The organism is Actinoallomurus acanthiterrae, from assembly GCF_054775715.1.
In genome coordinates this window covers 6318830-6331253 of sequence record NZ_BAAHCO010000001.1, presented here as the reverse complement: position 1 = coordinate 6331253, position 12424 = coordinate 6318830, and the positions used below count along the sequence as shown (strand labels likewise).

The 12424-nt window shown below is 69.2% G+C and carries 13 protein-coding genes; 5 read left to right on the top strand and 8 right to left on the bottom strand.

Annotated elements, in window-relative coordinates; translation table 11 throughout:
* The first annotated feature begins 60 nt into the window (after positions 1–60).
* On the top strand, positions 61–927 hold the full coding sequence (locus ACYVF7_RS30045; RefSeq protein ID WP_460347364.1) for a universal stress protein: 867 nt from the start codon (positions 61–63) through the stop codon (positions 925–927).
* Positions 928–1143: 216 nt separating this feature from the next.
* Here the strand turns inward: ACYVF7_RS30045 and ACYVF7_RS30040 are convergent, their stop codons facing one another.
* Positions 1144–1980 carry an HAD family hydrolase gene (locus tag ACYVF7_RS30040; protein WP_460347362.1) on the bottom strand — a complete coding sequence of 279 codons (837 nt, stop codon included), beginning with the start codon at positions 1978–1980 and terminating at the stop codon, positions 1144–1146.
* Between the two features lie 33 nt (positions 1981–2013).
* A complete protein-coding gene (locus ACYVF7_RS30035) occupies positions 2014–2421 on the bottom strand; it encodes an Hsp20/alpha crystallin family protein (protein ID WP_460347360.1) in 408 nt (135 codons plus the stop codon).
* A 286-nt stretch (positions 2422–2707) separates the two neighbouring features.
* On the opposite strand from ACYVF7_RS30035, the gene ACYVF7_RS30030 reads away from it, so the two are divergent.
* Complete coding sequence (locus ACYVF7_RS30030; RefSeq protein ID WP_460347358.1) at positions 2708–3544, top strand: universal stress protein; 837 nt, start codon at positions 2708–2710, stop codon at positions 3542–3544.
* 37 nt (positions 3545–3581) lie between these two features.
* Positions 3582–4094, top strand: coding sequence for a flavodoxin domain-containing protein (locus tag ACYVF7_RS30025; protein ID WP_460347356.1), 513 nt, complete (start codon positions 3582–3584; stop codon positions 4092–4094).
* A gap of 122 nt (positions 4095–4216) precedes the next feature.
* Here ACYVF7_RS30025 and ACYVF7_RS30020 read toward each other — a convergent pair whose 3' ends face one another.
* The 3 genes from ACYVF7_RS30020 to ACYVF7_RS30010 all read right to left on the bottom strand — a co-directional run bounded on the left by ACYVF7_RS30020 (position 4217) and on the right by ACYVF7_RS30010 (position 5848).
* Positions 4217–4864 (bottom strand): CBS domain-containing protein, encoded by a 648-nt coding sequence (locus ACYVF7_RS30020; RefSeq protein WP_460347353.1) that lies wholly within the window; start codon positions 4862–4864, stop codon positions 4217–4219.
* 63 nt (positions 4865–4927) lie between these two features.
* On the bottom strand, positions 4928–5389 hold the full coding sequence (locus ACYVF7_RS30015; protein ID WP_460347351.1) for a pyridoxamine 5'-phosphate oxidase family protein: 462 nt from the start codon (positions 5387–5389) through the stop codon (positions 4928–4930).
* Positions 5390–5401: 12 nt separating this feature from the next.
* Positions 5402–5848, bottom strand: coding sequence for a pyridoxamine 5'-phosphate oxidase family protein (locus ACYVF7_RS30010; protein WP_460347349.1), 447 nt, complete (start codon positions 5846–5848; stop codon positions 5402–5404).
* Between the two features lie 263 nt (positions 5849–6111).
* On the opposite strand from ACYVF7_RS30010, the gene ACYVF7_RS30005 reads away from it, so the two are divergent.
* Together ACYVF7_RS30005 and ACYVF7_RS30000 are read left to right on the top strand one after the other, a co-directional pair.
* Positions 6112–8718, top strand: coding sequence for a cation-translocating P-type ATPase (locus ACYVF7_RS30005; protein ID WP_460347347.1), 2607 nt, complete (start codon positions 6112–6114; stop codon positions 8716–8718).
* 143 nt (positions 8719–8861) lie between these two features.
* Positions 8862–9461 carry a CBS domain-containing protein gene (locus ACYVF7_RS30000; RefSeq protein ID WP_460358176.1) on the top strand — a complete coding sequence of 200 codons (600 nt, stop codon included), beginning with the start codon at positions 8862–8864 and terminating at the stop codon, positions 9459–9461.
* A gap of 175 nt (positions 9462–9636) precedes the next feature.
* Here the strand turns inward: ACYVF7_RS30000 and ACYVF7_RS29995 are convergent, their stop codons facing one another.
* The 3 genes from ACYVF7_RS29995 to ACYVF7_RS29985 form a co-directional block, all read right to left on the bottom strand.
* Entirely contained in the window at positions 9637–10452 is an 816-nt protein-coding gene (locus ACYVF7_RS29995) for an acetate uptake transporter family protein (protein ID WP_460347345.1), read from the bottom strand.
* Between the two features lie 186 nt (positions 10453–10638).
* Positions 10639–11994: an acyltransferase family protein gene (locus ACYVF7_RS29990; RefSeq protein WP_460347343.1), complete on the bottom strand. Its 1356-nt coding sequence runs from the start codon at positions 11992–11994 to the stop codon at positions 10639–10641.
* Positions 11995–12113: 119 nt separating this feature from the next.
* Positions 12114–12314, bottom strand: coding sequence for a hypothetical protein (locus ACYVF7_RS29985; protein ID WP_460347341.1), 201 nt, complete (start codon positions 12312–12314; stop codon positions 12114–12116).
* Positions 12315–12424 lie beyond the last annotated feature (110 nt).

Sequence of the window (12424 nt, the reverse complement as noted above, 5' to 3'; positions counted from 1 at the left end):
CGTACCACGGACCTCGACTGTCGCAACAGAACAGGTGAAAGGCGGAAGAAAGGGGCGACCATGAACACGATCATCGTCGGCGCCGACGGGCCGGACCAGAGCCTGAACGCGGTCACATGGGCGGCCGAGGAGGCGGTGCGCAGAGGCCTGCCCCTTCGGATCATTCACGTCGAGGCCGAGTGGTTGTACGACACCCCGGTCGACCCGCGAATAGGTCTCGTCCGGGAATGGCTGCTGACCGGCGGCAAGGACCTACTCGAAAAAGCGGTGGCCGCCGCGCGCGAACGCGTCCCCGGCATCGCGGTCGACACGGAGACCGTGTCCGGCCAGGTGGCCCATGTCCTCCTGGAGAAGGCGGCAGACGCGGCGATGATCGTGCTCGGCGGCCATGGAATGGGCACGGCGACCGGTCTGCTGCTGGGCTCGACCACGCTGCAGGTCGTCACGCACGCGACGATTCCCACCGTGGTCGTACGAGATCTGGAACCCACGGAGCGGCGCGAGGTCGCGGTCGGCGTGGACGCGTCGCCGGTCAGCGAGCCGGCCATCGCGTTCGCGTTCGAGGAGGCCGCGCTGCGCAGAGCGCGGCTGCGCGCCGTCCACGTCTGGTCGCATCCCGCCTGGAGAGGACCGGGCGACATGCAGCCGCTGGTCTACGACCCACGGTTCGTGACGGAAGAGGAACTACGCCTGGTGCAGCAGTCGCTGGCCACCTGGCGGGACAAGTTCCCCGACGTCGAGGTCGTCTTCGACATCGAACACGGCCGCCCCGTACGAATATTGGCCGACGCGTCGGCACACGCCGATCTTCTGGTGGTCGGCAGCCGAGGGAGAGGGGGCTTCACCGGTCTGCTCCTGGGGTCGGTCAGCCACGCGTTGCTGCACCACGCGCACTGCCCCCTGGCCGTCGTACCGACCTCCGGCTGACCTTGACGCGGTGCCGGCCAGGCCCCGGCCGAAACCTTGGTGCTCGGCAGGGGCAAGGAACGTCTTCCATCGCCTGGTCGGCCATTCAAATGCCCCGGTGACGACCGTCGGAGCGGTGGGATGTCTTGCACATATCACGCGCCGCTCGCAGATTCCCGCCCTGCTGCACGCCGTACGCCAGGTCGAAGGCGTCGTGTCGGCGAACCCGCGCCTCGCTTACGAGGTGGACGACATGTTCGTGGGCGTCGTGCCCTCGATGTGACCGGCTCGCTGAGCGATCAACTCATATGGCCGCGAGCGCCCCGCCATGGCCGGCTCTGCGGGCAGCCGCATCTCGGACAGATCGTTGATCACCACGTTCGCGCCGTGTTCGCGGAGCGCGGCGGCGGCCTGGCCGATGCGATCGACTCCCACTACCAGCCCGAAGGCGCCATGCCGAGCGGCCGATACGCCGGCGAGTGACTGCTCGACGATGGCGATCCGCCCCGGTGGCGTTCTCAGCCGTAGGGCCGCCTCACAGAACAGGCCCGGCTCGGGATGTCCCGGCAGACGTGTCCCCGGAGCGTCCAAGCCGTCCAGCCGTACGTCGAACATCTCCGTGACACCCGCTCGGGTGAGCAACTCTGCGGCGTACCAGTCGACGGAGACGGCGGCCGTGCGCCGCCCGCTACGACGCACCGCATGAAGGAGGTGGACGGTCGAGGTGAAGGGAGCGATGCCGTAGCGGCGGACCTCGGTGAGGAACAACTCCTCCTCGCGTCCGGCGAGGCCGCGTAGATCGTCGTACGGCAGTGTGATCTCTCGGGAGCAAAGAAAGGTCCGCACGCCGTCGAGCCGCGATTTGCCATTCATATGTCCTAGGTAGTCGTCGCGGACCTCGAACGGCTTGAACTCCGCTTCCCGCGTCACGGCGTAGGAGCGCAGGAACGGGTCCAGCACCGCTTTCCAGGCGGCGGCCGCGGCCCGGTCGACGTCGACGACGATCCCGTCGACGCCGAAGATGATCGCAGCGATGTCATCGCCGAGCACGCATTGACCAGCAGTGGTACGCATGGCTTCTCCATCCCCCGCTTGGCCGAGCGCGGCTCAGTGCCCGATGGTGACCCGCCGGGTTGCCTCTTTGGCCTCCTGAAGCGGAACGGTGATCGTCAGGACACCCTTGTCGTACGTCGCCTTGATCTCGTCTTCGCTCGCGTTCTCCGGCAGCCGGACGTGGCGTTCGTAAGTGCCGTACCGGAATTCTGAATGACGGCGTCCTTCGTGCTCTTCCTTCCGCTCGGCGCGGATCGTCAGGATGCCCCGCGAGACGCTGATCTCCACGTCGTGGTCTGGGTCGACGTCAGGAAGCTCGGCTCGGATGACGTACTTGTCCTCGCCGACGTAGTCCTCGATCCGGATGGCCTGAGCGGTGAAGGGCCGCAGCGTAGTGAACGGCATCTCGAACAGGTCGAAGAGATCAGGAAGTCTGGTTTCTCTGCGGGCCGGTGTTCCCATGGAATCCTCCTCAATTCGACGTGCACCTTCATTCCACGCGAATCGCGTGCCGGGCCCTAGAGGCGGACTTCCCTCGCGCGGGAGGACTTCGGTCCCGGCTGACCAGCTCGTTCGTCGCCTCGTCTGAGAGACACCGACCCGTGCGGCGTCAGGTTCGGTGCGTCGGCTCTGGTGCGTTGTCCTGGCGCTCAGATAACGCGGGGCTGATGGCGGCCGGTTCGGGCCGTTGGTCCCTGCCCAAACGACGTCGCCGCTGATGGGGTGGAAGTGATCAGAGGAGGTTCAGATGGACGCAGAGTCGGCGGCGAAGCCGGTGGTGGTCGGCGTGGACGGCTCGGAGTGCAGCCTGACCGCGGTCGATTGGGCGGCGGACGAGGCGAAACGGCGCGGTCGCCCACTCCGGGTCGTGCACGTGTTCGCCTGGCCCTTGCTGTACACCCCGCTCGGCGCACCGTTGCTGAGCTCGCGGCTGGATGAACTGATGGAGACCGCCAGGCAGATCGTTCACACGGCGGAACGCCGTGCCCAGGCCCGTGCCCCTGAGATCGACGTCGAATCGGACCTGATCGACGGCGCGCCGATCCCCGTTCTGCTCGAAGAAGCGGCCAGGGCGTCTTTGGCGGTGATCGGCTCACGCGGCCTCGGCGCCGTCGGAGCGCTGTTCCTGGGATCGACCGGTGTGGAACTGGCGGCACGGGCCGCATGCCCGGTCGTCGCCGTACGAGGGCGAGAGCACAAGGCGCAGCGGATCGTCGTGGGCGTGGACGGTTCGGACAACTCGCTGATGGCCCTGTGGTCCGGGTTCGAGGAGGCCGCTCTGCGCGCGGCGGCCCTCACCGCCATCCATGCCGTCCACCATCCCGCGGACGAAGCAGACGGCGACATCGCCGACGCGGTGACCCGCCTGCGTGAACGGTTCCCCGACGTCCCCGCCGAACTGACCACGGTGACCGCGCACCCGGCCGAGGCGCTCATCAACGCGTCCGCCGACGCCGACCTTCTCGTGGTCGGCTCACGCGGCCGGGGCGGCTTCCGGGGCCTGATGCTGGGGTCGGTGAGTCAGGCCGTACTGCACAACGCGGACTGCCCGGTGGCCGTCCAGCGAGCAGGCAAGGCCCACTGAGCGTTCGCCGTGACCGGCCGGGAAGGAGATCGCTGTCATGACACAGATATTGGTGGCCTACGGATCCAGGCACGGCGGAACCGCGGAGATCGCCCACTGGATCGGCGAGGAACTGCGAAAGGCCGGCCTCCGGGTGGACGTGTGCGACGCGCGGTCAGTGCGCGAGGTGACCCCGTACCACGCGGCGATCCTCGGCGGTGCCGTTTACGCGGGCCGCTGGCAGCGCGACGCGCGTCGGCTCGCTCGGAAACAAGAGCGGGTCCTCCGTGAGATGCCGGTATGGCTGTTCGGCAGCGGCCCGCTCGGCGGGGGAGCGGGCGAGCCGCTCAGGTTGCCCGGCTGGGGGATGCGAAGGATCGCCGAGCGGCTCGGCGCCCGCGACCACGTCACCTTCGGTGGCCGGTTGCGGAAGGACGTCCGAGGACTTCTGTCCGCGCCCTTGGCAAAGCGTTTTGCCGGAGACTACCGAGACGAGGAGGCGGTGCGAGCGTGGGCACGACGGATCGCCGCGGAACTCCCCAGCCGGAGCCCACGAAAGGTCCGATCGTGACCTCCGCCGACACCTGAGGCTTCGTGCCGGCTCTTGGGGCCGCCGCACACGGCTGACAGGGTGGCGGTACCGCGCCACCGTGCCGACCCGCGCGAACGGCGTGAGTTGCGGCAGCCGCGTCGTCAGGTGCGTGGGCGCCTCACCGGCCTGTCCTCTTTGGTGCCGCCGACGGCGACGCGCAATTCGTCGATCACGCTGACGACTCCGTCGGTGGCAGAGGTCAACCGGAGGAGGACCGGTATGAGGGCCTTGTCGTCCAGGGTGCCGGCGAGAGTGACGATGCCGTGGTCGACCTGGACCGACACCGCCTCCGGAGCAGCCGGTACGAGCAGCGGGAGCACATCCTGCGAGATCTCGTCGCGGATCTCCTCGTCCGGACGGCTGAAGACCCGCAGCAGGTCACGGCGGCTGACGATGCCGATGAGGCGGTTGCGGTCGTCGACCACCGGCAACCGTTTGATCCGGTGCTGCTCGAGCAGCCGGGCGGCCTGAACGATCGATGCGTCGGGGCCTACCGTGATCGCGGGCGTGGTCATCAGCTCCCCGGCGGTGATCGCCTGGGCCTTCGTCCCAGATGGCCGATCTCGAGGTGTCTTCGGCCAGACGCCCTTGTACTCCTCCTTGGCCAGCAGATCCGCCTCCGAGACCACGCCGACGACGCGTCGGTCCTTACCGATCACCGGCAGTGCGGTGATGCCGCGTTCGATCATCATCTGGGCGATGTCCTTGAACGAAGCACCCCGGTACGCGCTCACCACGGAGGTCGTCATCACGTCTCTGACCAAGCGTCGCCCGACATTCATTCGGCACCTCCCGGGTCCGTACGCCGTGGTTCAGGGCCTGTCGTCTTCCGAGCCGATGCGTTCGTGTGTCACACCACCCGGATGAAGAGGGAGCCGGCGGCCGGTGATCTGGTCCGGAGGGAGTCGTACGAAACAGGACCTGGGCAGGGGAGCCCACGGGGCCAGCGGCGAGTGTTCGAGGCGGTCGATCACCGCACGGTCGGTGACGAGTTGGGCGGTGCCGCTGACCAGGACGCTCCATCCGGTTCGAAGACCCGGTTCCACATCGTCGGCCTCGAACGACAGGTAGCGGCCCTCTCGTACGGCGGACAGCTTGCCGCCCTCTGCCGTACGGAAGACGACCGCTTCTCCGTCCGTAAGGAAATTGACCGGCAGTACGACGACGCGACCGTCGGCGTCGGCCCACGCGACACGGCCGATCACCACGCTCCGCAGCAGCCTCAAGCAGGTGTCACGGTCGAGGCTCTGAGCCGCTCCGGCGTCGTGCGTCATTTGCGTTACCGCCTACCCGGAGGCTGATCCGTCGGCTCGGCGAATGCGGCGTCCGGTGATACGCGTGGGGATGATGCGAACGAAGAGTTCGCGTTCGCCGCCGGGCCATGGTTCAACACCTGCCCGCGTCAGGGATGCGCGCTCGGTCTCGGAGTCAACGTGGTGCAAGGAGCCCTGGATGAGGACGCTCCAGCCTTCCCTGGCCGTCATGTCGATCTCATCGATCTCGAAGGCCACCAGGTACTCGGCCTCGGATATCCCGGTTCTCAGGTCCTCGTCCATCGGGCTGCCCGGTGCCGTGCGGAAGACGATGGCTCCGTCATGGAGCTTGTAGTTGACCGGAAGCACCACCGGCCCGAACCGGCCGGTGTAGGCGATGCGGCCCACGCCGCCTGCTGAGATCAGCCGCAGGCACTCGTCCTCGCCCAGTTCCTCGATCGTCCTGGCTTGCGCGGTCACGATCGGATCGTCCCCCTCACCCGGCGGTGCTAATCGCCGGCGATCAGCGGTTGGAGTCGAAAGTCCCCTTCTTCATGGGATAACGCCTCTGCACGGACAGTCCTGTCCGGATCAAGGGTTGGTGGTGGCCACAGGTGAGGGCGTCGCATGCGTGTACGGCGGTCGTCGGATTCGGCGAACGACCCGGTGCGCCCACGGCCTGACCGCCTCGGCAGTGGCTTCGAGGTGTGCCGTCCGGCGACAGAGCGTCCGCGAGGTGACAGGTGGTCGAAAGCAGAACATTCGTGGTCGGCCTGTCGTCGGCTGAGGCGGCCGCACGGCTCAGGTGTGACGGGCCGAATCTGCTGCCCCAGGCGCCCTCGACCCGGCTGTGGCGCAGGGTCGCCGCCCAGCTGCGCGATCCATTGATCATGGTGTTGCTGGTCGCGGCGGTGCTGACGGCTGCCACCGGTGACTGGACGGATATGGCCGTCATCGTCCTGGTGATCGTGGTCAACACGTCGGTGGGTGTGGGCCAGGAGGTGCGCGCGGACCGGGCGATCACGGCGCTCGCGGAGCTGACCGCGCCGACGGCCCGTGTGGTCCGGGACGGAACGCAGCGGTCGGTTCCCGCGGCCGAGGTCGTGGTGGGGGACCTGCTGGTCCTGGCAGAAGGCGACATCGTTCCGGCCGATGCTCGGCTGGTGGAGGCGGCGGCGCTGCTCGTCGACGAGGCCTCCCTGACGGGCGAGGCCGTGCCCGTGGACAAAGGGCCGGGGGTCGATGAGGTCGTGTCGGCGGGGACGGTCGTGGTCAAGGGCCGTGGCCGGGCACTCGTCACCGCCATCGGAGCGGCGAGTGCCACCGGGCGGATCGCGTCGATCATGGGCAGAGGCGGCGGCCTGACACCGTTGCAGCGTCGCCTCGTCGATATCGGCCGGATGCTGGCGGGTGTCACGGTCGTACTGTGCCTGGTCGTTCTGGCCCTGGGACTGGCGCGGGGTCAGCAGGCGGAGCTGATGGTGGTGACCGCGATCAGCCTGGTGGTGGCCGCCGTCCCCGAATCGCTGCCCGCGGTCGTGACGTTGAGCCTGGCCCTGGGCGCCCGCCGGATGGCCGCCCGCAATGCCCTCATCCGGAGGCTTCCGGCCGTCGAGACGCTCGGGTCGGTCACCGTACTGGGCACCGACAAGACCGGCACCCTGACCGAAGGCCGGATGACCGCCCGCCGTGTCTGGACACCCACCGCGGAAGCCGTCATCACCGGTTCCGGTTACGCACCCGACGGAGATGTCCTACGCGACCATCGGCCGCTGCGCCCGGTCGGCGGGGACGCGATCACCGATCTGCTGTCCGCAGCGGTGCTCTGCAACGACGCCAGGCTCTCACCGCCGGACAGCACCGACGGGGAGTGGACGGCTTTGGGAGACCCGACCGAGGCCGCCCTGCTGGCCGGAGCCGCCAAACTGGGGCTGGATCGCGAGGAGTTGCAGGCGCGGCTGCCCCGGTCCGGCGAACGCCCCTTCGACAGCGACCGCAAACGCATGACCACCGTTCACCGCCTCCCCGACGGCGGCTTCCGCGTGATCTGCAAGGGAGCACCCGAAGCGCTCCTGCGCCCGCCCGTCCTGGCCGATGATCCAGCGCTCCTCGCCGAGGCCGCCGACCGCGCAAATGCTTTCGCCCGGGCCGGTTTCCGGGTACTGGCCGTCGCACAGGCCGATCGCGACCCGGCGCCCCGCGCGGACGAGGAGCTGGAACGCGGATTGCGCCTGGTCGGCCTGATCGCCATCGTGGACCCGCCGCGCCCGGCGGCGTTCGCGACCATCGCGGCCTGCCGCCGCGCCGGAATCAGGCCGATTCTCATCACCGGCGACCATTCCGGCACCGCGCGTGCCATCGCCACCGAACTGGGGATCATGGGTGCCGGCGATCGACTGCTCGACTGCCGGTCCCTCGGTGAATCCGGACCGGCCGTGGGCGACCTGAGCGAGATCACGGTCTTCGCACGGGCCACCCCGCACCACAAGCTCCACATCATCCAGACACTGCGCGAACGCGGTCAGGTCGTCGCGATGACCGGCGACGGTGTCAACGACGGCCCCGCGCTGCGCCGCGCCGACATCGGCGTGGCGATGGGGCGGCGCGGTACCGAGGTGGCCCGCCAAGCCGCGGATCTCGTGCTGGCCGATGACCAGCTCGGCACCGTGGTCGCCGCCGTCGAGGAGGGCCGGCGCGTGTACGGCAACCTGCGCCGGTTCCTGATCTACGCGTTGTCCGGAGGAGCAGCCGAGATCGCCGTGATGCTACTGGGCCCGTTCCTGGGGTTGGCGCTTCCCCTCCTGCCCGCCCAGATTCTGTGGATCAACCTGATCACCCACGGCCTACCGGGAGTCGCGCTGGGTGGCGAGCCCGCGCAGAGCGGCGTCATGACCCGCCCGCCCCGGCCACCGACTCAGAGCATCCTCGGAGGCGGCCTGTGGCAGCGCGTGATCCGGATCGCCATCGTCCTGGCGGCCGTCACCCTGGGAGTGGCCGTCTGGGCGCACCAGAGCGGCCGGCCCTGGCAGAGCATGGCCTTCTTCGCGCTCGGCACCACGCAGCTCGGCGTCGCCCTCGGCTCCCGCTCCCGGCCCCGCTCCTGGGCCAATCCCATGCTGCTCGCGGCCGTCGCATCCGCCTTCGTCATGCAACTGGCCGGCCTTTACCTGCCGCCGCTCCGAGAGATGCTCGGCACCCGGCCGCTCACCGGTCCCGACCTGTTGATCGTCATCGTCCTTTCCACTCTCGGGTTCGTCGCGGTCCGCCTCGACCGGAAGCTGCATCCTGGCGCGCCTGCGGGCGACGCCGACGGCTCACGAGCAGCGAGGGCCATCTCGCCGACCTGCTGACCGTACGGCGCGGCGGCCGGGAGCGGAGGATTCCGCCTCGGCCGCGGGAGGGACCGCGAGTACGCATGGCTGCGCCTCGGGGACCTTCGGCCTCTGGCACGCCGCGGCGCCGACGGGTGCGATGAAGGCGGGAGGTGGTGACGATGCTGGTCCGCGAGGTGATGACGACGCCTGTGGTGACCGTGCCACGGGAGTGGACGGTGAAGCAGGCGGTCCGTCTGCTGTACGAGCGGGACATCACGGCCGCTCCAGTGGTCGACGAAGCGGGGAGGATGGTCGGGATCGTCAGCGAGATGGACCTCCTGCGCGGGGAGTTCGAGGCGGATCCGCGCGCTTATCTTCGCCCGGCGGCGGAGCCGGAGTCGCAGCCGCCGACGGCCGTGGAGGAGGTCATGACCCCGCAGGTGCGGACCGTACGGGAGACCGACGACGTCCTACGGCTCGTCGACCTGATGATGACGACCGGCGTGAAGAGCGTGCCCGTCATGCGTGACGACGGTCTGGCCGGCATCGTCAGCCGACGCGACCTGATGGGAATCCTGACCCACGGGGACGAGCGGATCCGCGACGACGTGCTGACGGCTCTGAAGGAACTGTCCGCCGAGACGGTGACCACCCGGGTGGCGGTCCACGATGGCATCGTCGAACTCGGCGGCGACGGCGACGACAGGACGGCGCGGATCGCCGACGTGATCGCGCGTACGGTTCCCGGCGTCGTACGTGTCGTCCACCACCAGCGATGACCGTTCCGTACGCCAGGCGCGGCTCACCCGCCGTCGCCGCTGGACCGCCGGACGACGGCCAGTGGCCCTCGGCGCGGTGTGGTTCCCGACCTCGGGCATCACACCATGTCCCGGCAGCGGCTGAGGGCTCCGAGGCATGGCCGACGGCCCGAGGCCAGAACGCCGACCGATGGGATCACTGGCCGATCTTGACTCCGGGCTGGCCGTAGCGGTACTCCAGTGGCCGGCTCATCCTGCGGCCCGGGATGTTGGCCGCGGCGCGGTACTGGCCCAGCGGCATGATCGTCCGCCCGAAGCAGGACTCGAGCATCATCGCGCCCGCGGTGTACAGGGCCGCCGCTGCGGAGATCACGAACAGCCAGCCGGCGATGCGCACCGGCCAGACGGCGCCGGCGAAGAAGCCGGCCGCGATGAACCCCGAGCCCACGGCCAGGAGGGCGAGCACGACCGTCATGCCCATGTTCTCGGCCGTCGCGGCCATCGCGCACAGCGCGGTGATCACGCACAGCGCGATGAACCAGAAGGCGAACGGTGGATTGACGGCCCCGATTCTCGGCGCCAGCAGGGCCGGGAAAGCTCCTGCGCCGACCAGCATGAAGACCAGGCCGAAGGCGAGCCAGAACGCCCCCCACATCCCGTGCACGGCGGTCGCCAGGCCGTCGCGAGCACGATAGGACCACATGCCGGCCAGGAACTGCGCGAGGCCGCCCGCGGTCAACACGAATGGGAAGAGAACCAGCGGGGTGAGCAAGTTGCCGTACCAACCCGCCATCCACGCGCCGACCATCATCGTCGCCGTCGCGAGCCCGAACAGCCCGAGGATCGACGGCGCCGCGATCGGCTGCAGGAACACACGGCTTCTCTCCTGCCAGAACTCGCGTTCGGCCTCCATCTCGCCCGTCGCCGGGCCGGGCGTCCTGCCGGCCTCCTGCGCCCTGGTCTCTGGTCCGGACGGTCTTTCGTAGGCGCCATGGCCCATTGATTCCGTCATGACATCCTTCCCCCCGTTCACGGATGCACGATCTCCCTATACCGCAATCGCGCCCGTCAAAACGGCGCTATATATATCAACCAGTGTCAATGCGCCTCAAGCACCCCAATGGCCCCTTCTGTCGCGCCGTAAATGCCGCGGAACGGAGGTGTCAGGCTTCGAACGTGCACCTAATGTGAACAACAATCAGATCGCGGGAGGCGGTGTGGCGGGGCGAGCGCGCATCCGACCGGCCATGATCAGAAGGAGCATTCCCGCGGCGTAGGCAACGAGCGCGATGATCGGGAGTCGCCCGTTCGGGGCGAACCCTTTCGCCGCGAGCCTGGACAAGGCGAGGCCGGCCACGGCGACGCCGGCCATCAGCACAGGCCACGCGCCATGGCGAAGGCGGACGGCATCCGCTCCCTGGCGGGCGGGCATCACCTGCCCAGCGGGCCGGAGCACGGTGGCCAGCGGGATGAACAGGATGGTCAGGGCGGCCACCCACACCAGGCGCTGTTGCAACCAGGCCGCCGATCCGATGGGCACCGATGGGAGCAGGCCTGTGGTGTACAGGGCGATGGCCGCGGGGATCACCGGCGCCATGTGCCACAGGTACAGCGTCAGGACCATCCGGTCGGCCCGGGCCACGGCACGCCGTGCGCGCGTCCCGCGCAGTCGGCGGGTGACGGCGGACTCGGCGGCGAGCAGCAGTCCCGCCTGAGCGGTGGCGTAGGCGAGGAGGGCGATCGAGGGCGGGGCTGTGTTCTTGATCCGCGCGCCGGGCACGCCGACCATGCTCACCGGGAAGGGCCCCAGCCACACCAGGCCGGCCAGCGCGGTGATCCCAATGACCGCCAGGGCCGGCGGCCGCCGTCTGTCGCGGGTGAGCGTGCCATCCTGCCAGGCGAAGCCCAGCTGGTGTATCCCTCCCCATACCAGCAGGTAGTTCAGCCCACCCAGCAGAGGCGGATGCCATCGCAGGACCGCGGTGTTCACCCCGGCCACGCCGAGGGCGAGGGTGGCCGGGACGACGAGTCCCCATCGCCGGTGGGCGGCATGAAGCGCCGGTGTCATCGCCAGCAGGCCGAGATATACCGGCAGAAACCACAGGTGGAGGGCCACGGCCCATCCTGCGGACTCGAGCACCTCGCGGCCGACCCCGGCGGCGCGGCAGGCGGCCACGGCGGCGCTGCCAACGGCGACGTACACCGTGGTGGGGACCAGGAGCCGCACGGCCCGGCCGTACAGCCAGCGCGCCCAGTCCTCGCCGCGTCCGCGGTGTGAGGTCCACGAAGTGGCGTTGGCGAAGCCGCCCACCAGGAAGAACACCGGCATCACCTGGAAGATCAGGCTGAGCCATCGGGTCCACGGCAATTGTCCCAGCACATTCGACCCGCCCAGGTGGCCCGCGCTGTAGGTGATCGAGATCGCCAGCCAGTGGCCGAGCACCACCGCGCCGATCGCCGTGACCCGCAGCAGGTCCACGTAGCGGTTGCGGGACGCCTCCCCACCGCCGGTGTCCGGATGCTGCGGTGGCAGATCTCCTGCGTCACCGCTCATAGCCTGACAGTCCCCGAACGCTCGGTCCCAGTCTCCCATCCTGGTCGGGCGGTGGAGGAGCAGGCTTTACCGGCCGTGTCCCGGGCCGTCGGGAACCTCGACGTGAGGTGAACAGGCGTTCAGAAAGCCGGACGGTCGATGCACAGGTGCTGTCGCGGCGCGCCGGCCTCCAGCAGGACGGTGTTGCACTCATCGCACGCCCACACGCCGTCGGGCACGAGGAGGTTCTGGGTCGCCATGTCGTCACGAGCGCAGGCGACGCGGTAGGCGCGGATGGATCGGCGCACCAATGATCTGCAGAACCCGGCCATGCGTGACACGTGAGACTCCCGCCCGGGGACGACGGTGAACTGGAGGACCGCATCGAGCATATCGGACGGAAAACCGGCTGCGACCAGGGGCTTCGCCTATCGGGATGACCCGCGGAGCA

Coding starts and splice junctions, on each gene's coding strand:
- ACYVF7_RS30045 (WP_460347364.1), top strand. CDS start 61: ATGAACACGATCATCGTCGGCGCCGACGGGCCGGACCAGAGCCTGAAC.
- ACYVF7_RS30015 (WP_460347351.1), bottom strand. CDS start 5,389: ATGACGCACGACGCCGGAGCGGCTCAGAGCCTCGACCGTGACACCTGC.
- ACYVF7_RS30040 (WP_460347362.1), bottom strand. CDS start 1,980: ATGCGTACCACTGCTGGTCAATGCGTGCTCGGCGATGACATCGCTGCG.
- ACYVF7_RS29995 (WP_460347345.1), bottom strand. CDS start 10,452: ATGACGGAATCAATGGGCCATGGCGCCTACGAAAGACCGTCCGGACCA.
- ACYVF7_RS30030 (WP_460347358.1), top strand. CDS start 2,708: ATGGACGCAGAGTCGGCGGCGAAGCCGGTGGTGGTCGGCGTGGACGGC.
- ACYVF7_RS29990 (WP_460347343.1), bottom strand. CDS start 11,994: ATGAGCGGTGACGCAGGAGATCTGCCACCGCAGCATCCGGACACCGGC.
- ACYVF7_RS30035 (WP_460347360.1), bottom strand. CDS start 2,421: ATGGGAACACCGGCCCGCAGAGAAACCAGACTTCCTGATCTCTTCGAC.
- ACYVF7_RS30025 (WP_460347356.1), top strand. CDS start 3,582: ATGACACAGATATTGGTGGCCTACGGATCCAGGCACGGCGGAACCGCG.
- ACYVF7_RS30020 (WP_460347353.1), bottom strand. CDS start 4,864: ATGACGACCTCCGTGGTGAGCGCGTACCGGGGTGCTTCGTTCAAGGAC.
- ACYVF7_RS30000 (WP_460358176.1), top strand. CDS start 8,862: ATGCTGGTCCGCGAGGTGATGACGACGCCTGTGGTGACCGTGCCACGG.